Origin of the sequence: Zooshikella ganghwensis (assembly GCF_018263875.1) — a bacterium.
Lineage (GTDB): Bacteria > Pseudomonadota > Gammaproteobacteria > Pseudomonadales > Zooshikellaceae > Zooshikella > Zooshikella ganghwensis.
This window is the reverse complement of sequence record NZ_JAEVHG010000002.1, coordinates 177786-199743: the sequence shown is the minus strand read 5'-3', so window position 1 is coordinate 199743 and position 21958 is coordinate 177786. Positions and strand designations below refer to the sequence as shown.

The following is a 21958-nucleotide window of genomic DNA, read 5'->3' as shown; positions in this document are numbered from 1 at the left end:
TCGCTCATCGGTAACGGTAAATGGGTCCTTATGTAAATTTAAGGTTTATCACTTGGGTAAATCAAACCATAAACCTTCTAACCCTTCTTTTCCTGCTGTTAAATGCAATGGAGTTTGTGAAAAATTTCCTAATCCATCACCTGACGTAAATTGCTGACCTGCGAGTAGAGCTTGACCGTGAATAATATGCAAATAACCGGTACGGTTCTCGGTTGATAAACGCATTGTTTCATTGGGTGCCAAGCGAAGCCGGTAAAGCCAAGCATCTTGGTGCATCATCAGAGAACCCTCCTGGCCATTGGGAGTAACTAAGGGCGTCAGTGTATTGCGCTGTTTGATTTTTGCCTGTTCATAGCTTGGCTTTATGCCTCGTACATTAGGTTGGATCCAAATTTGTAAGAAGCGTAATGGCTGTGTAGCAGAGTGATTATATTCTGAGTGTAAAATACCACTTCCTGCACTCATGCGTTGCACTTCACCTTGAGTAACAGTGAACTGATTTCCCATACTGTCTTTGTGCTCAATCGTCCCATCTAATATGTAAGAGATAATTTCCATATCCCGGTGGCCGTGGGTATCAAAGCCAGCACCGCCAATGACGATATCATCATTAATGACACGTAGGACAGATATCCCCATGTGTTGAGGGTCGTAGTAATTACCAAAAGAAAAAGTATGCCGACTATCCAGCCAACCAAAGTTAGCTTTGCCTCTTTCTTCTGAGCGTCTGACGTAGTCCATGAAGCGATCCTATATTTGAAAATTAGTTAACAAACTGATATTTCAAGCATAGGTGGTTAGCGCAGGTCATAAAATTGAATAAAGTATTATGAGTTGTTCTATTTTATCGAATCAAAGTCTGGTGCTTTTTGCAAATATACATAATGTGTCTATGTCAGGGAAAAGCCACGCCATCAGAAAAAAATGGAGAGACGTCATTAGTTTAATTACCCATAGAACCCTACTTATCAGGGTAATCACAGACGATATCACCATACTCTCTTCGGCAATTTAAGCCACACTTCACTTCATTAATAAATTTCACGCAGTTCATATTGGGTTGAGAGGCACAAATCCAACCATCAAACGGTGTTTCTTTACAATCATAACCACAAGCTTCTTTACCAAAAGCATCTGACTTGCATTGATATTCTGGTCCTCTGTATTGAGGTCTATGATGTGGTGGTGGTGGCTGATCACACTTCACATCAGTAAATTCTTTCCGGCAGTTATAGCCGCATACAACATCTGTTACGTCTTTCACACAGTTCATTTCGGGGTGACTAGCACATACCCAGCCATTAAAAGCACTTTTTTTACAGTCATACCCACAAGCTTCTTTGCCAAATGCATCTTTATTGCATTGGTACTTTGGACCTCTATATTGAGGTTTAAGGTGGGGTGGGGGCTTATCACATTTGACATCAGTATATTCTTTCCGGCAGTTATAGCCGCATACAACATCTGTGACGTCTTTCACGCAGTTCATTTCTGGATGAGTCGCGCATACCCAGCCATCAAAAGCGCTTTTTTTACAATCATAACCACAGGTTTTTTCACCAAATGCTTCTTTATGGCATTGATATTTGGGGTAGTGATAATTATGAGTTTCATAAGGAGGAGGAGCGTATTTTTTATTGGAAGTTGGATAGTATTCAGGTTCTACGACTTGCCAATGAGAATAAACACATCCTGATAACGTACCTATTAATAGTAATAAAGTACACAGCTTATAAACTACCTTCATGAAAAACCTCTCACAACTAGATCTGACATTTAATTATATAACATCTTAATAGTAAGTAATCAGTGCAATTGTATATAAAAATAGCCTTGTTTTAACTGAGGTACGTTAAATGAATTACTTATTAACAAAAAAATAATTAACAAAGTAAATGTGTCAAATTGTATTAAAAAAAAAGGGGGGGAACGGCACAAATGTGCCGCAAAAGATCAGGTTAAGAAATGCTTTATTAGTTTCGGATTAGTAGCTTGCTTCAACATTGATAATTTGAAAATCACCATAAAGTGAAGAAAATACAGTAGCTTTATCACAAGCACCATCTAAAGTGACTTTAGTAATTTCATCAGCTTTCAACTCTACACCTTGCTTAGGGTAAGTGCGAAGTTTTTTTCCTAATTTTTTAGCGTTTCGTTTACTGAGAGTACATTCAAAATCTACTGATTGATAGCTGTATGCATCAGCAGCTCGTAGCCAAAAAGTAAATTGAGCAGGCTGACTTTTGTGAGCGCCTTCAACACGGTGGCTGCGGAAACTTACTTTGTTACCATCATAACCTGAATCACTTACTTGGTAATACTGTTTGCCAGCACAGGCTGATGAAGTAACAGGTGTTAGTTCAGATTGAGTATAGTCACCAAAGAAGTCATATTCAGTAAGCACCCAGCCATTAAGTTTGCTGCCTGCATCTGCGAAAGCTGAGCAGTCTACGCTGTTGCTACTTGTTTTAACTTCGTTTTTAGACTGAGCATTGTTTGTAGTGGAAGCAAGCTCAGTAGTAGAAACTGATGTAGAGGTAGAACAGCTACCAGAGCCTTTACATGAAGATGTACGATTAATAGAAGTAGGTGTTTTAGTTTCAGTAAAGGTTTTAGTAGTTTTCGGTGTAGTAGTATTTGTTTCTTCAGTTTTATTATTAGTATTGCTTAACCATGGATACATTTTATTTTTCAGGTTAGTCGCTTGAGTTTCTGTAAACCGGGTTCTGGAAAAGCGCGAGTTATTATTACTATTGTTATTTGACCAAGAACTCCATTGATTATTCAAGTTTGAATTTTTGTTTTCGGTGAAGCGGGTTTTAGTAGTACGAGTTTTATTGGAAACGGTTGGTTTTATTTCAGTACTAGAGACGGAAGTAGACGTTGAACAGCTACCTGAACCAGAACACGATGACGTACGTGTAATAGACGTGGGAGTTTTTGTTTCAGTAACTGTACTTTTGTTTTGATTATTGCTGGCTTTAGTTCCAAGTCTTTTAGCGGCAAAAGATTCAATCTTTTTATCGGACCAACCTGCAGCATTTTTTAAAAAGTTGTACTCAGATTTGTCTAATCCAAAATATTGATCATTTTCTGTAGCAAGAACAACATTAGTGCTTGCTAAAGATAATAATAAAGCGGAGCTTGAAAATACAAGGGTAGAGAATCTCATGAGGGTTCCTTTTGCGTCTCTTATTTCAATTATCCAATAAATTTTATTAGAACAGTGGAGTGTTACCTTCACTATGATCTTGAATATTTAACCCGCAATCACTATCGACTTTAGGCACTTTAAATTCCAGAAGGTGGATGAAATTTTATACAGTGTAGGAGAAACGGGAAGTAAATATCTAAAAAAAAGAGAAATTGCTCTCAATAAATAGTGTAACTGAGGCGATACAACTGTATCAAGATGTCATATATTGCCATTTAAAGCTTATAAATAAAGGGAGGTGGTTATTTAGGAGGAGGTTATGTGCAAGGGGAGGAGGAATAGCCTTATTGGATAAAAGTGGCTCTATTTTTGGAATTTTAGAGTAATTTTGAAACTGAGGTTCAGGTCATTGTTAGTGATTTTAAAGATGATTAATTGATCACCTTTATTTTAATTTGCGTTGGCAGGTGATTTACTCGTTAAGTTAAAGCCTTTGTCAAATAATCGCTTGACCTGCTCTCCGCGTGTTGTTTGAGGGAAAAGAACATGGTAGTTAAACTGCTTTATTGGTTTTTTTGAAAAAGTAAATAAGGACTTTTGTTCAGAATTTAAATATTTATCAATAACCTTCTGACCAACAGTTAAGTTTGCCTCAAAAACATCTGCTCTCATTGTGAGAATCATATTAAGAGCTTGCTTTTCATTTTTGACGTAGTAAATATTGACACCTACATCCTCCAAATAGTTGTAGTTATAGCCAATAAACCCTACAAAGCGATATTTAATTAAGTCTTCAAGAGATTGCCAGTGAACAGGTTTATCTTTTCTGTGAAATAGATGGGCATACTGGGTCAGTACAACACTCTCGGAGAATAAGCTGTATTTTGCTCTCTCGTCATTTTTTGACCAACCAGGAGTTGCATCAATTTCACCTGTTTTAATCATATGGAAAGCACGTTTCCACGGAAGCCAGAGAAAGGTGACTTCTATGTCTACGGCTTGGAATGATTTGCTAACAAGTTGAGTAAGTGAACCATAGTGTGGCAATGATTTACTTATATAAGGAGGCCATTCCCCAACAGCTACTTTGACTTCTTTGATATCTTGAGTATAGCAATATGTTATTCGAAAAAAGAATATGCATAGAGTCGGTATGACAATAAACTTATAACAGAACAGCATTTAATTGATTCTGACACTAATTTATACAGTCTAGATAATTATAGAAGTGTATGTGTAAAATTAAAAAAACTGATCCTGTATTGACTGGATAACGTCCTTCGAACGGTTTTTCACAAAGAGGTGGCAGCCATGTCTCAGGCAAGGATTTAACGCATGTTCGAAGAACGTTATCCAGACTTTCAGCAAAGGTGCTTTAAAAAAATTAAATGTATATTTATAGATTAATTAAAACACTATTTTTTAGTCATTGCTGGTACTAAGTCTAATGTTGCATCACAGTCCATTTTAGGAACATAAGCATCACTATCAACAGCTTTTTTAATGTAATTGCCTCCATGCTGTAAATATATTTTTACATCGGCTGGAGATAAGGTTGGATTTTTTTCTAACATTCTAGCTACGCAGGCGGTTACGGCTGGTGTTGCTTGTGAAGTTCCAGACATAATGGTTGTATCATTTGATAAATGATTTAGTGAAATAATATTATGACCTGGTGCTGCAATATCTGTAGTTTTACTCACATTAGAAAAGCAAATTATTTCATTTTCAGATAAAGACTCATGTCCACAATTGACAATAAGCTTAAAATCAGGGCTAGGGTGAGTACTATGCGCTGCAACTGAAATGGTATTATCTAGACAGCTAGGTAATCCTTCCCCGCCAGTTAACCCTTCATTACCTGAAGCTGCAATAATTATTTTACCTTGAGAAGTCAGCTTTTTAATTACATCAGGTAAATCACCAGTTACATATTTATCACAAGTACCAGGTAAATTTAAAGATGCACCTAGACTTAGATTAATAACTTTTATATCTTGCAGATTAGGATCAGTTGCGAGTAAATTTAATGCATTAACTAAGTCTTGATGTTCATAACTATTTTTGCTATTGAGAACTTTGAACGAAATAATCTCAGCTTGAGAAGCATCACCTTCTGGTGCAGCATTTGGATCACTTGATTTGCTTGCAGCAATAATACCTGTTACATGAGTACCATGACCATGATCATCCACAGCAGCGTCTTTACCTTGTTGAAACTTTAGGCCATTAGCACATGCACCGTAATCTTTACCAAACTTTTTTTCAAGGGCGATAGCTTGACTTAATGTTATATTATTTGGGTTTATACTTTGAAAACAATACTCCTCAACAATTTTTCCTTGAATTTGAGGGTGTGTTTTGTTTATACCGCTATCTAATACCGCAATTTTTACTCCTTTACCCTTATAATCTTCAGAAGGTAAACTAGTGGTTGGTACATATGCATTTATTGTGTTTGTAGAAAAACCTGTTCCAGTTCCACTTTTTATGGTTCTGGTAAGTTCGTTTCTAGAGATTTCTAGAAGACCTTTAAGTGTTGTAACAACATAAAAACTACTTCCATCACTACTAATATGCTGATTAAGTGTGGGGGCTTTTAAACTGCTAATAACTGACTGAGCGTCATCTTTACTATTGCTAGACAGATATACTTCAAGAGAAAGTAGCCCTTCATTTATATCATTGATAGATTGTGCTGATTCAAATACAGCACTAGATACTTTGCTAGTGTTTTGAATGCCATTAAGAATTTCATCTTTTTCACTGCTGGCAGAAACATAAAAAGAAGACAGCATTCCGATTGTAAAGCATAGTATTTGCTTTCTCATAATTCCTCCAGAGTTTTTATGAATAAATATTTAAACACGAAAAAAAATATATATTCTATGAAATATGTTGTTTTGGTTGAAATTTGAGAAATGATTTGTATTTGTTTTATTAAGTAGATAAGCGTTGTTACGCTGCTGCGAGCTGTATTAATGGTGTGTTTTTTTGTGTTTTATGAAAATGAATAGTGTATCAAAATGTATTATTTTGACTTTTTGTACTAAAGTAAACAAGTTTTTGACTTTGTACAGTTCTTGTTTAGAGGTGTACTATTTTTTGCTTTAGCCTGGTATAGATAAGAAGTTGTTCCCTATTATTCTTTGGCACGAATGTTTGTTTTGCCATCTTTCGTCATAATTTATCATTTTTCTTCGCTATACATGTTTGTTGTAAGGTCATAATATTGAAATATACCGTTACCAATAACTGTTTCACGAACTTTATTTGAGATGTGAGAAAAGTTGTTAAATCAAAATAACTAACATGTGAGGATAAAATGCGTTTTTTTACAAAGGCTTTGATATCGTTTTTGCTAGTCCCGTTATCTTGTCTAGCAGATGATGATGCAACGATCAGAAATATATTTAGTAAATATCATGTTAATGGTACGTTAGTTGTTTCCTCTTTAGATGACCAAAAAAAAATTATCTATAATAAGAAAAGAAGTCGCCAAGGATTTGTGCCGGCATCAACATTTAAAATTTTGAATACACTGATTGCTCTCGATGAGGGGGTAATTACTGATAAAGTTGTTTTTAAGTGGGATGGAAAAGACAAAGGCTGGGAGGCTTGGAATAAAGATCAGACACTAAAATCAGCTTTTGGTTTTTCATGCGTATGGTGTTATCAGCAAATTGCCGGTAAGGTAGGTAATGCACGCTATCTTAAGCACTTTAAACGGATAAATTATGGAAATGGTAAAACTGGGCCTGACGTACAACGTTTTTGGCTTGATGGTGATCTAAAGATATCTGCGCTACAACAAATTGACTTTATACGCAAAGTTTATGAGGAAGAACTTCCATACGCTAAAGAAGATATAGCAGCACTTAAACATATAATGATTCAGGATAGTAATGATAACTATACATTATATGCGAAAACGGGTTGGTCTCAAAAAATTGGTTGGTTTGTTGGCTTTGTAGATACTAAATCTGGCCCTTGGTTATTTGCATTAAACATTGATATGCCTGATATTAAACAAGCTCCAATTAGAAAGAAAATTGTTGTTGAAACATTACAAGCTAAAAATATTTTATAGCTCTTAACTGCTCCTTATAAACTTAATGATTGTAGTATACCCTTCACAAATCATTTTTAGGGTATACTAATATCATTTATCATTTCAATAAGCCAAAGCCTACTAACATTGAGTAGGCTTTACAATTGAGCCGGTATTAACTGCTATATATACCCTTCGCGAATGATTTTTAGGTTTTGTTATCTTCACTCCTCACCCCAATCACCTATTAATATAGGATCATGGGTAATATAGGTTCATGGAGCTTCGTCACTCGGTGGTCGCATCTAAAAACCATTCGTTTTGGATATAGAATGACTACACGGCATTCGTTGTACCTTGTTAGGCTAAAAATGTACCTTGTTAGGCTAAAAAATAGTCTACGGCAGTGGTGATTCAAATAGTGTTAACAGACCCTAAACTACTGCCACCGTAATGATGCTTCCGCAACTCGCTTACCTAGCTGCTCTGCTGTTTTTAAGTCCCCTGAAGGAGGTGTTTGATCTGCAGGTAAGTTATCAGACTGCGCCATAGCACTGAGATAGGCACCAATGCGGTTGACGGCTTCAGGGTGACCACTGGCAATGTCAGGGCTACTGGACTCGTTCATTTGGCCAAGTGAAACCCAGAGCATACTGTGTTGAGCGGCAAACGTTGTAAGCTGAACTAAACTGTTGAATTTGTCGCCACTCATACTACCAGAGTTAGTAAAACCAGCGGCTAACTTGTCTTTCCAGCCTTGGTTAAACCAAACCTTCGATGAGGCATCCATAAATGCTTTAAATGGTGCTGAGAGTGATCCCATGTAAGTTGGTGCTCCAAAGATGATGGCATTATATGCATTGAGTTGTTCTGGATTGTCTGTGACAAGAGCCACTTCAAATAGATCTGCAGATACACCGTTTACTGATGTTACACCGCTAACAACAGCTTTGGCTTGTACTTCTGTATGCCCAAATCCACTATGATAAACAATGGCTATTTTGCTCATTATGATATTTCCTTGTATATCACCTTTTCAGGGAGGTTATTGAATGGTTAAAGGTGGTGGTGAATCAATACGAGTTTGTTTAAGTTTGATAGAACAAAGATAGCATGGGCTGAAACAACTGATAATTTCAATGTTTCGCTTAAACTGTTCGAAAAAGTTGGACATGTATACCCCATACGAGTGGTTTTTAGGTGCGGCCATCGAGTGACGAAGTCCCATGAGCCTATATTACCCATGATCCTATATTAATAGGTGATTAGGGTGAGGAGTGAAGATAACAAAACCCAGAAATCATTCGTGAAGGGTATATAACTTTAATGATTCATTAAGGTAATTAATACTGACTGAGAATTTGCAAGTATTCTTTAGAATCCCGTAATTGAGCCATTAACGTCCAAATTTGCATTGCGGTCTCTGTATGTTCTTTGAAAAACTGATATGAGAATAGTAAATAATAATTTTTGCTGATAATTGGAGGTTTAATTTTAATCACATCATTAAACCTTGGCTGGCTACGTTGTTGTTGACTTTCAATGTTTGTATCTAAGTCAACAATAGCATCAACTCGACCACTAATAAGCATGTTTAAACTATTAAGAGAGCCTTTTGTTTCAATAAGGTTATCAGAGGGAATACCTTTTTTATAAAGTTCAGAAATGATGGAATATCCTAATGTTACACTCACTCTTTTATTCTTAAGTAAATCATCAAAGTTTGTGATATTTGACTGAGGTATTGTGAAAATAGAGTATTGTTGAGTGTTGTTTCGCTTTGTTTGATCTAATATGTTATTTTTCATTGGGTAAACCCCAATTGTTAATCGCTCTGTTTTAAAACTAGCATCAATAGTGCCATCAACTTTGTTTGTTTTTACAGCATGTAAACAGCGCTTCCAGGGCATTTGTACGAAGTGGATCTTAAGTTCGAGTTTATTTGCCACTTTGTTCAGCATCTCAACGGTCACTCCTGGTTTATCTAATAAGTGATTACCCATATTAAATGGGGGATTGGACTCACTGTTATAGGCTAAAGTAATAGTTTGACCTGTATTTGCTGTGGTTGATAAGCCTACCAAAAGCAAAGTGGCGATAACTGACAAACAATTAAACCTGACTACCTTAGCGAGTACCTGCATGCGATCTTTCCTTGGGTTTACCATGTTTTCCGAAAAAGAGATATTTTACAAACCATCTTAGCTCAAAGTTTGCATAACGCTCATTGAACATTCTGTAAACCCCCCCTCTGGAGGCTTGACTGCTTTATCTTTGCGGTAAACAGTTCGATGTGTGTTATTCCACCTTTGTTTGCTATAGGGCTCCAACGCTTGACGGCTCAGTTAGCGCTTTTAAAACATAACGCGCGTCTTTACAGGCCGGACTTTTCCTGCAAATTATGGCTCTCTTTGGGCATAGTTATCTAAACTTAAACGATGTGTACTCAATGTGTTGATGAAGAAGCATGTACCTTTATACTCACTGGTTTATCCTGCTTTTACTTTGTGTACTTGTATCTACGGGAAGAACAGAGGAAAACATAGTTCTATCAGGAGGTGAGTGGCCTCCCTATGTTTCCAGTAAACTTAGATATAAAGGTGTCACCCCACGTTTAATCAGTGATATTTTTGCTGAAATAGGTGTTAAAGTGACTTACCGGTTTAACCCCTGGGCTAGGTCGATGGAGGATGCACGACAGGGACTGGTTGATGGTACCTTCTTATGGTACAAAACTGCTGATCGTGAACAGGATTTTTATATTAGTGAACAACCTATCGGGTATATTTCATTTGTTTTTTTTCATTTAAGGGACAAAGTATTTGATTGGAGGTCATTTGATGACTTGAAGGGGGTTAGGGTTGGTGCAACTATTGGTTACAACTATGGTGAGCCTTTTATGGAAATGGAGCAAAAAGGAAAATTGCATGTAATTCGTAGTAAATCAGATTTACAAAATTTACGAATGTTGCTTAAAGGACGTATTGATATTTTTCCGCATGATCTCACGGTAGGTTACTACGAGATACATAATACTTTTTCCAAGAAAGAAGCTTCACTCTTTACTCATCACTCAAAGGCTTTGCAGAACAAAGGAGCTTACCTAATGCTGTCAAAAAAAAGCATTAAAAATAAAGAGTGGATAGGGTTATTTGATGAAGCGCTGACTCGCTTTATAAAACAAGGAAAATTTAGACAGTATTACGAAGACGACCTTGAAAAAAACCATTATAGCATCACTGCTAAGTCTTCAAATAAAAATATACCGGAAAAAAATGAAAAGAAAGAACCTGCTGAGAAGCAAAAAAAGACCGTGACTATTTATGTTGATGATAACTATCGGCCTTACTCTTATGCAGAAAATAACAAAGCAAAAGGTGTATACATTGACGTGCTTCAAGCTGTATTTGATAAAATGACACCATTTGATGTTAATATGGTGCCAGTTGCATGGCCAAGGGGAAAACAAATAATGGAGCAAGGTAAAGGCTACGGATTAGCGCCCGCTTTTTTTCATGGCCACGATTGGCCTTACCTATATCCATATTCTTTGCACTTTTACATAGAAAAAATAGCTGTTTACTGCCACCCATCAGTATTAATAAAAAAACGGGTTAATTGGCCCGATGATTATAAAGGCTTACACATTGTAAATATTGCTGGCTTTGATGGCTGGGGAGGCAAAAAATTTAGGAGGATGATAGATCAAAAGCTGGTAAAGTATAGTGAAGTGAGGGGTATGGAGAATATGTTGTTAATGGTAAGTCTTGGTCGAGCAGATTGTTTATTATCTGAAGAAGGGGCATTTAATGCAATAAATGAACAATTGCTTTTTAATCGTATTCATTCGGCAAATGGTCGGTATAAAGCACTGAAGAAAGTCGCTATTTCAGGTGAGGATCCAGTCTATATCGGCTATTCAGAAGTCGCACTCAAAGAAGGAAAATACCCATTCCATAACAAGTTTAGTAAAATGTTTGATAGTGAGCTTTATAAACTAAAGAAAAGTGGGGAAGTTTATCAAATAATGCAAAAGTCTTTTACTCGTCATTAGCCATTGAAAAATAGGTAAGAGAATAATAAATGATAGTTTTTATTGATAATTGACGGTTTTTTAACCACATATTTAAACGTCAAGTGGTTATGTTGTTGATGCTCAATAAGCTCATTGATCATTCTGTAACTCCCTTCCTGAATACTCGGTTACCTTATCTTTGCGGCTAACTCACTTTTTACTGTAAGCTAACCCTTAATGCTGAGGTCGAATAAGCATTAATAACTGAGCTCGTAAGGATTGTGGTAATAAGGTACTGATATTTGCAGCCCAGTTGTAATGGACATTTTGCCAGAGCTCCCAATACGTTACTTTGGGGGAAGTGGTTTTATATGAAATAGCCTTAAACTTTACTTTTGTATCAATAGGGTGATCGGCAATAATTTGTTTAAATCGCTGTAAGTGAAGTGGCGTACTCACTAAGAAAACCGTTTGCCAACCTTGTTGAGTAATAATTGACTTGGCATTTTGCCAGTTAGTTTGACTATCGTAGGAGTGTGTTTCGGTTAAAATGTTATCATCATCAATAGCTTGATTGACCAAATACTGTTTCATAAGGTTTGCACCATAAACATTGTTGGTTGGGCGTGAGCCTCCAACACATAAGAATGTATTGATGTTATATTGTCTTGCTAAGGATAGAGCATGATTAAGCCTGCGAAGTGTTTGGTTACCTAATGCCGTATAGTTATTATTAAAATCTCCCATAAGGATAATTAAGGCATCAACTGATGATGAGTCTACGGTATCGTTATGGCTAAATTGGTACGATACATATTTTAACCAGGCAATTGACAGTATTAAATCGATAATTAGTAGCACTATCAGCAGCTTTAGTATCTTTTTTAGAATAGGGCGGTAGCGTGTTTGCATCTCATTAATCATCAGATAGCGTTTATAAACAGGTTATTAGGGGGCTGTTTTTAAGTCTTCAATTGCTTGATGCTGGCTAAGATAGATGTTGCCATTTAGTTGTTTGGTAAAAGTAGTTTTTTGTAGTGTATCCATCACAGGGCCTTTCACTTCTGATAAATGGAAGTGAATATTTAACTCTTGTAAACGACAATTGATGACTTCTAATGTTTCCAGTGCACTTAAATCAATTTCATTAATTGCGGTACACATTAGAATAACATGTTTGACCTTAGTATTCTGAGCAATCAAACTGTATATCTTATCTTCCAAAAAGCTGCTATTGGCAAAGTAAAGACTCTCATCTACACGAATAGAGATAATATGAGGGTAAGTGATGACATTATGACGTTGAATATTACGAAAATGTTCAGTTCCTGGTATTTCGCCTACCACAGCAATATGTGGACGAGCGGTTTTAAGTAAGTGCAGGCTGACTGAAATAGCTACTCCACTCAATACACCGTACTCTACACCAAAGAATAAGGTTATAGTGAGTGTGGTGGTGATCCCTGTAAACTCTGTTCGAGAATATCGCCAGGCTTTTCGAATTAAGCCGATATCAATAAGTGAAATAACGGCCATCACAATGGTGACTGCCAGTGCTGCTTTCGGCAGGTAGAATAGCAATGGTGTAAGCCATAATGCCACAATCGCTATACCCAAGGCAGCAAAAATACCGGCAGCAGGTGTTGAAGCGCCTGCATCAAAATTAACGACAGACCGTGAAAAACCACCTGTAACGGGAAATCCGCCAGAAATTGCAGAGGCTAAGTTAGCAGAGCCTAAACCAATAAGCTCCTGATTTGGATTGATACGCTGACGTTTTTTGGCAGCAAGGGTTTTGCCAATGGATATGGACTCAATAAAGCCAATAATGGCAATTAAAAGTGCAGAACTCGTTAATTGCTGCCAGTGAGCTCCAGTCATTGTAGGCCAACTTAATTGGGGTAAACCCTTGGGAATTTCACCGACGATTGCAACACCTTTTAAGTCAAGCCGAAAATAATAGGTGGTGAGTGTAGCGAGTAAAATGACGATGACGGGTGCTGCTTTTGATAAAAGTTGAGCGTAGTGTAATGGTACTCCCCACGTTGGAAAGTACCTCAAAAAGCAAAGACGTAACCACCATAAACCTGCTAAACAGCTTATGGCCAAAATACAGGTAGTGCTGTGCATTGCCGGTATTGACTGAAATAGGGTCGTTCCCTGTGTAATTAAATTATCACCACTGACTGGAATTCCCAATAGGTGCTTGAGTTGACTAATAATGATAATTATACCGGATGCGCTGATGAAACCAGAAACTACAGGATGAGATAAAAAGTTGGCAATAAATCCAAAACGTAAAATACCCAAAAGCAGCAGTACTAAACCAGAAATAAAAGCAAGGAGAATCGCAAGCGTTGTGTAAGCAGGTGACTCAGGAGAGGCTATAGGCATAATTGCACTGGCGGTCATTAATGAGATAATAGCGACCGGCCCTACGGATAGACTATAACTGGAACCCAAAAATCCATAAAAAACCAGAGGTAAAATGCTGGCATATAAACCCATTTCTGCAGGTAGCCCTGCTAATAATGCATAAGCTAATGACTGAGGGATTAACATAATGGTGACAATAAGTGCAGCAATAAGGTCACCATTAAAATGCTCAGTTTTATAGTTTTTAAGCCATTGCCTTGCTGGAAACAGCTGCTTTATGACAGACAGGATGAAAGAGTTTAGCTGCATAAGAGAGCACTTATTATATTATTTTCAAAAACGATTAAAAACCGTTGATGGGTAGTTTAAGGTATGTTGCACCATTATCAGCAGGAAGAGGGAGCTTTCCTCCACGAATATTCACTTGCAAAGCAGGGATGATGAGTTGTGGCATGGTTAAGATGGCATCTCGCTGTTGTCGTAGCGTAATAAATTCTTGTTCAGTGACTTGCGCGTTGATATGAATATTGTTTTCTTGCTCGGTTTTTACTGAGGATTCGAACTGCAACTGTCGTCCATCAGGGCAATAGTCGTGACACATAAAAAGGCGTGTGGTATCAGGTAAATTAAAAATTCTTTGAATTGATTGATAAAGGGTTTTGGCATCTCCACCAGGAAAGTCTGTACGTGCTGTACCACTGTCAGGCATAAAAAGGGTATCGCCAATAAAAGCTGTATTGCCAATTACATACGTCACACAAGCAGGGGTATGACCGGGGGTTTGCAAAACGTGACCGGTAAGCTGACCAATTTGAAAGCTGTCGCCATCATTAAAAAGGGTATTAAATTGTGAGCCATCACAAGGGACAGAATGCGTGTCATTAAAAAACCTGGCAAAAGTAGATTGCACTTCGGTCACTTTATTACCAATCCCTAGCTTTCCACCCAATTGTTGTTGTAAATAATCTGCAGATGTAAGGTGGTCTGCGTGAATATGGGTTTCTAATATCCACGCTAACGATAAATGATGTTCGTGAATATAATGAATAAGCTGATCGGCTTGGGCAAAATGTAAACTACCTGATGCATAATCAAAATCTGCGACGGGATCAATAATCGCACATGCAGATGAGTTAGGGTCTTTAACGATGTACGTCAGAGTTTGTGAATGTGGGTCATAAAACGCTGTGACTTGGGGTTGAGTGGCTAAACTTGGGGTGAAAGGTAAAGCGCCATCCATGCTTAATTCTCCATTACTTATATCGTCTTGGCTGTGATTATTTAAACATTAGCACGTTAACTTAAAAATCTAATAACGCCAATACTTGCTGTGCATTGGCATTGGCTTGAACCAACACGGAAATTCCAGCTTCCTGTAATACTTGTGCTCTGGAAAATGCAGCTGTTTCGGCTGCGAAATCAGCATCAACAATACGAGAATTCGCTGCTGAAAGATTTTCACTAAAAACACTTAGGTTATTTACACTGGACTGAAAGCGATTTTGAAGTGCACCTAAAGAGGCTTGTAGGCTGCTGACTTGATCTATAGCATTATCGATAGATGTTAAAGCATCTGTGGCGTTACTTGCTGTTGTGATGTCGACATTATCCAATAATTTACCATCTTCAACATTACCAAATTCACCCACACGAAACCCTGAACGATCAATGGCTGAAAAAGGGTTTTGGGTTGTTATATCAATTTGACCTGCGCCTGTTAATAGAATTGATGAGCCTGTATCTGCACCAATTGACGCAACATTAAACCCGGCTTCTGCCACATTGGCACTATCATTAGCCAGGTTAATATTTCGGCCATCTGCGGCAACTAAACGAAATGATGTACCAAAGGCTTCTGCCGTTACCCCTGTGACACCCTGCTTACTGTTAACAGCAGTAAGCACATTGTTAATGATAGTGCTTGCTGAATCAGCAGCATTAAAACTGATGTTGATGGTTTCGCCATTAATATCGATGGATTCATTACGGGTACTGCCTGTAGTAATTGCTGTGCCATAGGCAATGGTTGGTAAAGCTGTGGCAGTAACGCCTGTTTGACCCGTAACCCGATTAATGGCTGCAGCTTTGGCGATAGCACTTCCATCTTTGTTATTAAATGAAGCTGTATCATCACTGGTTAATGAAGGGCCAACGGCTACACCGTTAATGACTAAATCGCCGGATTGTAAAGCTTGTGTCACTCCGACTCGACGACCAACAACACCACTGTTACCACCACTAAAAGTACCTTTCAGTAAGCCGGTAAAGCGATCAATATCAGATCGACCAAAGTCGATATTAATATCAGCGCCACTGCGGGAAATAAGAGTGTAGCTGCCGACAAAGGTTTGAGCCGCACCACTGATGCCTACAGCAACCGCTGCGGATAAGCCCGAACCATTATCATCATACACAATGTTGCGTCCATCATCGGCGATAAGTGTTATGCCCGTATTAATACTGCCGGTGTTTTCAGCACGTACACCAGTTTGCCCTTGAGCTGCATTAATGGCTGTCACCACAGACTCTCGGTTGGCATCAGCACTGAGTGCATTATTGGTAGCAACCGCAATGGTTGTGCCATTGATAAGGATATTACCGCTAACGGTTGCATTGGTTGCAGCTAAAAAGTCCGCGTAGCCAACCACGTTGGTGTTTGCACGGGCAGTAACACCTGTTTGGTCACTTACACTGTTGATCGCTGCGGCAATGGCAATTCCACTTTTCTCATTATCTGCACTGGATAAACTATCATTGGTGGAAGACGGAGCAGGGACTGCAATGCTGTTAATGACTATATCGCCCGCTAGCAGTGAAGTGAGTGATCCAGGTCTGGTGGACGATATACCATCAGTAAGGGCGCTACCAAGTCGGTCTGGTGTAATAGCACTGATGGATACAGGAATTGTTTCACCCAGATTAGTACCCACTTGGAAGTTTGTTTTAGAAAGGGAGCCGTTTAACAGAGGTTTCCCATTGAATGTTGTGTTATTAGCTACGTCTTGAATTTCATCAATGAGTTGCTGGACTTCTTCATTGAGCGAGTCTCTATCCAACGAAGTATTACTGCCATTTGATGACTGTAATGCCAGTTCTCGAATACGTTGGAGGTTAGTTGTGATAGAGGAAAGTGCTCCCTCAGCCGTTTGAGTAAGTGAAATGCCATCGTTTGCATTACGAATAGCAGTGGCCGTTGAGCTTATTTGTGTACCGAATCGAATGGAAATTGCCAGCCCTGCTGCATCATCACTGGCATTGTTGATACGTAGCCCAGAGGAAAGCCGTTCAAGGGCTGTTGCTTGCGCTTGTTGCGTTTGATTTAGGTTACGCTGAGCAATCAGTGATAGCAGGTTTGTATTAATAATCTGGGGCATGGTGAACCCTCCCCATTAGCGCACAGCTGCCAACTTGCTTGGGGCAGGACTAGTGGTTAGTGAGTAATAACATAACTGATTGAAAGCTCATTTCATCACTCATTCTCAGTATTGGTGGGATTTGAAGAGATGTTAAAGATGTTTCAGAATTATTACGCTTAATTGTAATGAGTAAAAGTTATGACCAGACTATGAGTAAAAAAATATGAATAAAAAAAGGCGACATAAGCCGCCTAAGTATAGTGCTGCAATGGAACAACGATTTCTCCAGTAGTAGGTTGATTTAACCGTTAACCATTTTGCTCCTGAGGTAATAAAGCAGGTTTTTTATACTTCCAGAAAAAGCCAGCAGTGAACACGACTGTAGTCACTGCACCGATGATGGTGGCAACGTTCATTGGCAGGTTAAAGCCAATTTCAGCGTTGGCTAGATAAGTTATGGTGACTGCCGTCATAAACATTGCGGGTATTGTACAAATCCAGTGCAGCTTACCTTCTTTAATCAGATAGGCTCCAGCAGCCCAAAGCATAATCATTGCTGTGGTTTGGTTTGCCCAGCCAAAATAGCGCCAGATAACGCCGAACTCAGCTTTGGTGATAAGGAAGCCAATCACAAACATAGGGATAGCGATTAATAGGCGTTTTACTAGCGCTTTTTGAGGTAATTTAAAGAAGTCAGCAACAATGAGGCGGGCACTACGGAATGCTGTATCACCAGAAGTGATCGGTAAAACAATTACCCCCAGTATGGCCAGAACACCACCTATTGCACCCAGCAGTGAAGTAGAAACTTCATGGACAACTGCGGCAGGCCCACCAGATGCCAGGGTCGCATTAAGCGCTTCAGGGCTTTCATAGAATGATAAGCCTAAAGTACACCAGATTAACGCAATAACACCTTCACCAATCATCGCACCGTAGAAAATAAAACGACCTGATTTTTCATTTTGCATGCAACGAGCCATTAGTGGTGACTGTGTTGCATGAAAGCCTGAAACTGCACCACAAGCAATGGTAATAAATAGTAAAGGCCAAAGTGGAAGCTCTTTAGGGTGTAGGTTGCTGAAATCTAAGCCTGCGGAGTAAAAGCCTTTGTCACTGATACCTAAACCAACGAGCAAGCCTATAGACATAAATAGTAACAAGGCGCCAAAGAAGGGGTAAAAGCGGCCAATAATTTTATCGACGGGCACAATCGTTGCGATAATGTAATAACCAAAGATGATGGCTACCCACCAAGCAACATTCATTTCAGACAAGCTACCAAGCAGTTTGGCTGGCCCAAGCACAAATACCACGCCAACCAGTAACAACAGCAGAACCGCGAAGATATTCATAAAGTGTTTAGCGGCAACACCTAAGTGTTGGCCTACTACGCTGGGAACACTGGCTCCTTTAGCTCGCACAGAAAGCATACCTGAAAAGTAATCATGAACAGCACCGGCAAAGATGCAGCCAAATACAATCCAGAGCATGGCAACTGGGCCATAAAGTGCCCCTAAAATCGGGCCAAAGATGGGGCCTAGTCCGGCTATGTTAAGTAGTTGAATAAGGTAGACTTTTTTATCAGACATGGGGACAAAATCAACCCCATCGTTCATTGTTAGTGCGGGTGTTTTTTGTTCGGGGCGGGGACGGAAAATTTTCTCAACCAGTCCTCCGTAGACAAAATAGCCGGCAATCAGCGCGCCGACGCAAAGTAGAAACCACATCATGTTGATGGCCCTCCCAATTATAGTACTGTCTTTATCCTGCCCTGCCAGTTTATCCCGGTTGATATATAAAGAAGGACTGACAAATAGGTGAGTGGCTGAATAGTCTGGGGAGTGGTTGGAAAACATGTGGGAGTGGTTGCAGTGGTGTGACACACACATAAAAGTATTACCGCTGAGGGGTAGCCTATCGACTTTAATAATGTACAGCCCTTAGATCACAGTACAGAGCAGTGGCCTATTAACTGTACTTTATATAAAAGCTATTTTTTTAAAGCCTTATGCCTACAAAGGTTGGATAACACCCTTCGAACACGCCGTGAATCCTTCCTTGGAGGCTTGATTGCCGCATCCTTGCGGCAAACAGTTCGAAGTAAGTTATCCAGCCTTTGTTTGAGGCTGGTACACATTGCAACATTACATGTATAGACATGTATAGTGTTCAAGTGATAAGTAATAATCGGACTGTTGAGGTAGCAGTAAATTAATTTATGTTTTGTATTGTTGATAAAGTTAAAGTCGGTAGAAGTATTGAGTTATGTGATTTGGGAAAAGTATATTGAGTGCCGTCGTGTTGTTCATCGAAGAATTGATATAAAAAATCAGCAGAAGATTAGCCTGACCCAGCTAGTATCAATCGGTTTTATTTTGCTGAAGAAGGTGATTTTGGGGCGTAAAAGACAATGATGAAGTGGTCAGTACAATTTCATTGCTTGATATTAACAATAAGGTTGTCGTACTACGAAAATGTTTGCTGTTGCGCCATGAAGAGATAATGGTAAAGAAGTTTCTATTAATGAACTGTATAAAATCAAGCATTTTCATATATTTTAGAGCTACACTCTTGGTGTTCATTGCATTGTATTTCTTTTTAATACCTGCAGGAATAGTTGTGTATGATCTTCGTGATCCAGGGTTGCAAACAAATCAGATCCCTAGTTTCACATATCGTTGGCACACAACAATCACCAAAGATTTTGTGTCATGGGTTAATGATCGTATCGATTTTCAAAGAGCATCCAAACTAACAACTGATAATGTATCTGGCACTGAGTGGCCGATGTTTAGTGCTGTTTTATATTTATGGTCAACTGAGACGCTGCAAGAAAACTGGGAAGTTAATCCCAACTTTTCTAGAGAAGCACCAAATATCTATGCTAGAGAAGCTATTGAAGCTGCAGCTAAATTGATAGTTGACCCAGATAATGCTTCATGGGTAAAAGCGCACTGGGGGAGTGATTATCTGCATAAGGAAAACCTGTTTTATAGAATGTTGTTTATTGCAGGGCTGACAAGTTACCAAAAACTTACTGGTAATAGTCAATATGAAGAGGTTTTGGTCGATCAGGTAACGTCTTTATCAAAAGAGCTGGATGAGTCCCCATATGGTCTGTTAGATGATTATCCTGGAGAGTGTTATCCGGTAGATATTTTGCCTGCTATAGCAGTGCTCAATAGAGCAGGGAAATTATTGGGTATGGATCAGTCTGATTTTATTAACCGCTCTATCCGTGCATTTGAAGATGAACGTTTGGATTCAAGCACGGGGCTACCTGCTTATATTGCTAACTCAAAAACAGGATATGGCTATGGTCCAGCTCGAGGGGTAGGAATATCGTACATGCTTATATGGGCGCCAGAATTGTGGCCAAATGTAGCCCAGAACTGGTATAGCAATTACGAAGAGTATTTTTGGAATGAAGGAAGTATTATTTCGGGCTTTTTTGAATTCCCTCAAAATAGTGGTATGAATTCGTTCTTCTTTGATGTGGACGCTGGTCCTGTGATTAGTCAATATGGAGTAGCTGCCAGTGCATTTGGCATTGGAGCTTCAAAGGTAAATAACCAACTACAACATTTTTACCCATTAGCAACAGAGGCAATTGTCGCATCATGGCCACTGCCTGATGGTACGTTGTTACTACCGAGATTGCTTTCAAATTTGGCTGATGCGCCTTATATAGGTGAGTCTGCTTTGTTATTTACGATGACGAGGCAGTCTTTATATCCATCAAATAATCAAGTTAAGTATCAGTTACCTTATATTGTTTATTTGTCTTTAGTGCTTTACTGTGGCTTAGGTTTAATCATTCTTAGATCATCAATTAAGCTGGTGCAGTCACTAAAGAAATAAGGGGGACCATATATGTCAAAATCTTTAAGTATTTCGGCACTCCCTGAAAGTTTTGTCCTGTACGTAGCTTACAATTATAATTTTTTTGTTAAAAATAATAAAGATGAAAAAAGAAGTAAAATTTGGATTGCAACTCTTTCGAGCGGTACTCGTGCCAATTTATTGTTTTGCTCTTGGGCCAGTTGCATTTGTGTTAGGTGAACTATGTGAGAAATATTTTAATTTCTGGAGTTACTATTTTGCTGCTTTCTCTATTCCAGTTTTTGGTTTAGTCGGTTCATATTTTATCTCACCTATTAGCAGATTTGGGTATACGGTTGGTGTATTTTTTGTAGGATGTTTTCTTGCGTATGTTGTGATATTCGAAAGTTACTATCCCGGATGGCATCAATTAGCATACTCTGTTACCAATAAACAATTTTTTATTACAATAGGGGTAGCATCAATAACTTTATTGCTTATAGGATTTTACCATAAAAGATATTCTACCTAAGTGAAAATATAATCAGAGAAGCGTAGCTACTTAGCATCGATCAGAGACATATAATTTTATTTTTTTAAAAGCTATGTTCTGAAGAACCTTTGCCCAAAGTCTGCATAACGCCCATCGAGCACGCCGTGAATCCTTCCTTGGAGGCTTGGTTGCCGTATCCTTGCGGCAAACAGTTCGATGTGTGTTATCCTTCCTTTGGGATTTCTTCGCATATATTGAAGTACAACAGATACACATTTAAAAATGATTCAGGTGAAGCATAAAGACAGTTAGCAATGCTTGAATTAGTTTGTGAAGCAGGTGCCGGGAGCACCGTAAGCAGTAGAGACCAAGGATGGTCTTTTACTGCGGGAGTAACAAATTAATTCATGCTTTGCATTAGCACAGTCTCTACCTATTCCAATGATATTTTAATATGAAACTATCGCTTGTATTTTGGTGAATGCTTTAGTTGATTGCTAATAAGGATAATGGTTGGCCATGAACTGTTAGAATTTTCAGTGGGATTATGGTCATTCATATGGTTCGATGTAGGATGTGGTGAGCGAGGTGTCAGAGTTGCTAGCAAACTATACCCAAAACGAAGGGTTTTTAGGGGTGGCCGTCAAGCGATGAAGCCCCCGGAGCTTATATTAATAAGTGACTGGGG

16 protein-coding genes are annotated in these 21958 nt (G+C 38.7%); 4 read left to right on the top strand and 12 right to left on the bottom strand.

What is annotated here, in order from left to right; translation table 11 throughout:
* Nucleotides 1-48: 48 nt before the first annotated feature.
* From KHS79_RS04790 to KHS79_RS04770, 5 genes are all read right to left on the bottom strand, one after another.
* Nucleotides 49-741 carry a pirin family protein gene (locus tag KHS79_RS04790; RefSeq protein ID WP_212717169.1) on the bottom strand — a complete coding sequence of 231 codons (693 nt, stop codon included), beginning with the start codon at nt 739-741 and terminating at the stop codon, nt 49-51.
* 220 nt (nt 742-961) lie between these two features.
* The gene (locus tag KHS79_RS04785) at nt 962-1747 is read right to left on the bottom strand and encodes a hypothetical protein (RefSeq protein ID WP_212717167.1); all 786 of its coding nucleotides are present in this window, start codon (nt 1745-1747) and stop codon (nt 962-964) included.
* 237 nt (nt 1748-1984) lie between these two features.
* Entirely contained in the window at nt 1985-3244 is a 1260-nt protein-coding gene (locus tag KHS79_RS04780) for a hypothetical protein (RefSeq protein WP_212717165.1), read from the bottom strand.
* A gap of 360 nt (nt 3245-3604) precedes the next feature.
* Complete coding sequence (locus tag KHS79_RS04775; protein WP_212717163.1) at nt 3605-4336, bottom strand: substrate-binding periplasmic protein; 732 nt, start codon at nt 4334-4336, stop codon at nt 3605-3607.
* A gap of 233 nt (nt 4337-4569) precedes the next feature.
* On the bottom strand, nt 4570-5985 hold the full coding sequence (locus tag KHS79_RS04770; protein ID WP_212717161.1) for a S8 family peptidase: 1416 nt from the start codon (nt 5983-5985) through the stop codon (nt 4570-4572).
* A gap of 494 nt (nt 5986-6479) precedes the next feature.
* On the opposite strand from KHS79_RS04770, the gene blaOXA reads away from it, so the two are divergent.
* On the top strand, nt 6480-7244 hold the full coding sequence (gene blaOXA / locus KHS79_RS04765) for a class D beta-lactamase (protein WP_212717152.1): 765 nt from the start codon (nt 6480-6482) through the stop codon (nt 7242-7244).
* Nucleotides 7245-7644: 400 nt separating this feature from the next.
* Here blaOXA and KHS79_RS04760 read toward each other — a convergent pair whose 3' ends face one another.
* Together KHS79_RS04760 and KHS79_RS04755 are read right to left on the bottom strand one after the other, a co-directional pair.
* The gene (locus tag KHS79_RS04760; RefSeq protein WP_212717150.1) at nt 7645-8214 is read right to left on the bottom strand and encodes a flavodoxin family protein; all 570 of its coding nucleotides are present in this window, start codon (nt 8212-8214) and stop codon (nt 7645-7647) included.
* Between the two features lie 334 nt (nt 8215-8548).
* Nucleotides 8549-9349 carry a substrate-binding periplasmic protein gene (locus tag KHS79_RS04755; protein ID WP_212717148.1) on the bottom strand — a complete coding sequence of 267 codons (801 nt, stop codon included), beginning with the start codon at nt 9347-9349 and terminating at the stop codon, nt 8549-8551.
* A gap of 323 nt (nt 9350-9672) precedes the next feature.
* Between KHS79_RS04755 and KHS79_RS04750 the strand changes: the two genes are divergently transcribed.
* Nucleotides 9673-11259, top strand: a complete 1587-nt coding sequence (locus KHS79_RS04750; protein WP_212717146.1) for a substrate-binding periplasmic protein — start codon at nt 9673-9675, stop codon at nt 11257-11259.
* A gap of 195 nt (nt 11260-11454) precedes the next feature.
* Here KHS79_RS04750 and KHS79_RS04745 read toward each other — a convergent pair whose 3' ends face one another.
* From KHS79_RS04745 to KHS79_RS04725, 5 genes are all read right to left on the bottom strand, one after another.
* Complete coding sequence (locus KHS79_RS04745; protein ID WP_212717144.1) at nt 11455-12132, bottom strand: YdcF family protein; 678 nt, start codon at nt 12130-12132, stop codon at nt 11455-11457.
* Nucleotides 12133-12168: 36 nt separating this feature from the next.
* Complete coding sequence (locus KHS79_RS04740; protein WP_212717142.1) at nt 12169-13905, bottom strand: SulP family inorganic anion transporter; 1737 nt, start codon at nt 13903-13905, stop codon at nt 12169-12171.
* A gap of 34 nt (nt 13906-13939) precedes the next feature.
* The gene (locus KHS79_RS04735) at nt 13940-14836 is read right to left on the bottom strand and encodes an MBL fold metallo-hydrolase (protein WP_212717140.1); all 897 of its coding nucleotides are present in this window, start codon (nt 14834-14836) and stop codon (nt 13940-13942) included.
* A gap of 61 nt (nt 14837-14897) precedes the next feature.
* Entirely contained in the window at nt 14898-16970 is a 2073-nt protein-coding gene (locus KHS79_RS04730; protein ID WP_212717137.1) for a flagellin N-terminal helical domain-containing protein, read from the bottom strand.
* Nucleotides 16971-17260: 290 nt separating this feature from the next.
* Nucleotides 17261-18685, bottom strand: a complete 1425-nt coding sequence (locus KHS79_RS04725) for a carbon starvation CstA family protein (RefSeq protein WP_094788150.1) — start codon at nt 18683-18685, stop codon at nt 17261-17263.
* 889 nt (nt 18686-19574) lie between these two features.
* On the opposite strand from KHS79_RS04725, the gene KHS79_RS04720 reads away from it, so the two are divergent.
* Both KHS79_RS04720 and KHS79_RS04715 read left to right on the top strand, forming a co-directional pair.
* Nucleotides 19575-20816 (top strand): hypothetical protein, encoded by a 1242-nt coding sequence (locus KHS79_RS04720; protein WP_212717135.1) that lies wholly within the window; start codon nt 19575-19577, stop codon nt 20814-20816.
* A gap of 103 nt (nt 20817-20919) precedes the next feature.
* Nucleotides 20920-21309, top strand: a complete 390-nt coding sequence (locus KHS79_RS04715; RefSeq protein ID WP_212717127.1) for a hypothetical protein — start codon at nt 20920-20922, stop codon at nt 21307-21309.
* Nucleotides 21310-21958: the final 649 nt, after the last annotated feature.

What these genes read in the sequence shown, in the direction of transcription:
- KHS79_RS04775 (WP_212717163.1), bottom strand. Translation starts at nt 4,336, where the DNA reads ATGCTGTTCTGTTATAAGTTTATTGTCATACCGACTCTATGCATATTC.
- KHS79_RS04745 (WP_212717144.1), bottom strand. Translation starts at nt 12,132, where the DNA reads ATGCAAACACGCTACCGCCCTATTCTAAAAAAGATACTAAAGCTGCTG.
- KHS79_RS04770 (WP_212717161.1), bottom strand. Translation starts at nt 5,985, where the DNA reads ATGAGAAAGCAAATACTATGCTTTACAATCGGAATGCTGTCTTCTTTT.
- KHS79_RS04730 (WP_212717137.1), bottom strand. Translation starts at nt 16,970, where the DNA reads ATGCCCCAGATTATTAATACAAACCTGCTATCACTGATTGCTCAGCGT.
- KHS79_RS04785 (WP_212717167.1), bottom strand. Translation starts at nt 1,747, where the DNA reads ATGAAGGTAGTTTATAAGCTGTGTACTTTATTACTATTAATAGGTACG.
- KHS79_RS04755 (WP_212717148.1), bottom strand. Translation starts at nt 9,349, where the DNA reads ATGCAGGTACTCGCTAAGGTAGTCAGGTTTAATTGTTTGTCAGTTATC.
- KHS79_RS04750 (WP_212717146.1), top strand. Translation starts at nt 9,673, where the DNA reads ATGTACCTTTATACTCACTGGTTTATCCTGCTTTTACTTTGTGTACTT.
- blaOXA (WP_212717152.1), top strand. Translation starts at nt 6,480, where the DNA reads ATGCGTTTTTTTACAAAGGCTTTGATATCGTTTTTGCTAGTCCCGTTA.
- KHS79_RS04760 (WP_212717150.1), bottom strand. Translation starts at nt 8,214, where the DNA reads ATGAGCAAAATAGCCATTGTTTATCATAGTGGATTTGGGCATACAGAA.
- KHS79_RS04715 (WP_212717127.1), top strand. Translation starts at nt 20,920, where the DNA reads ATGAAAAAAGAAGTAAAATTTGGATTGCAACTCTTTCGAGCGGTACTC.
- KHS79_RS04790 (WP_212717169.1), bottom strand. Translation starts at nt 741, where the DNA reads ATGGACTACGTCAGACGCTCAGAAGAAAGAGGCAAAGCTAACTTTGGT.
- KHS79_RS04725 (WP_094788150.1), bottom strand. Translation starts at nt 18,685, where the DNA reads ATGATGTGGTTTCTACTTTGCGTCGGCGCGCTGATTGCCGGCTATTTT.
- KHS79_RS04740 (WP_212717142.1), bottom strand. Translation starts at nt 13,905, where the DNA reads ATGCAGCTAAACTCTTTCATCCTGTCTGTCATAAAGCAGCTGTTTCCA.
- KHS79_RS04735 (WP_212717140.1), bottom strand. Translation starts at nt 14,836, where the DNA reads ATGGATGGCGCTTTACCTTTCACCCCAAGTTTAGCCACTCAACCCCAA.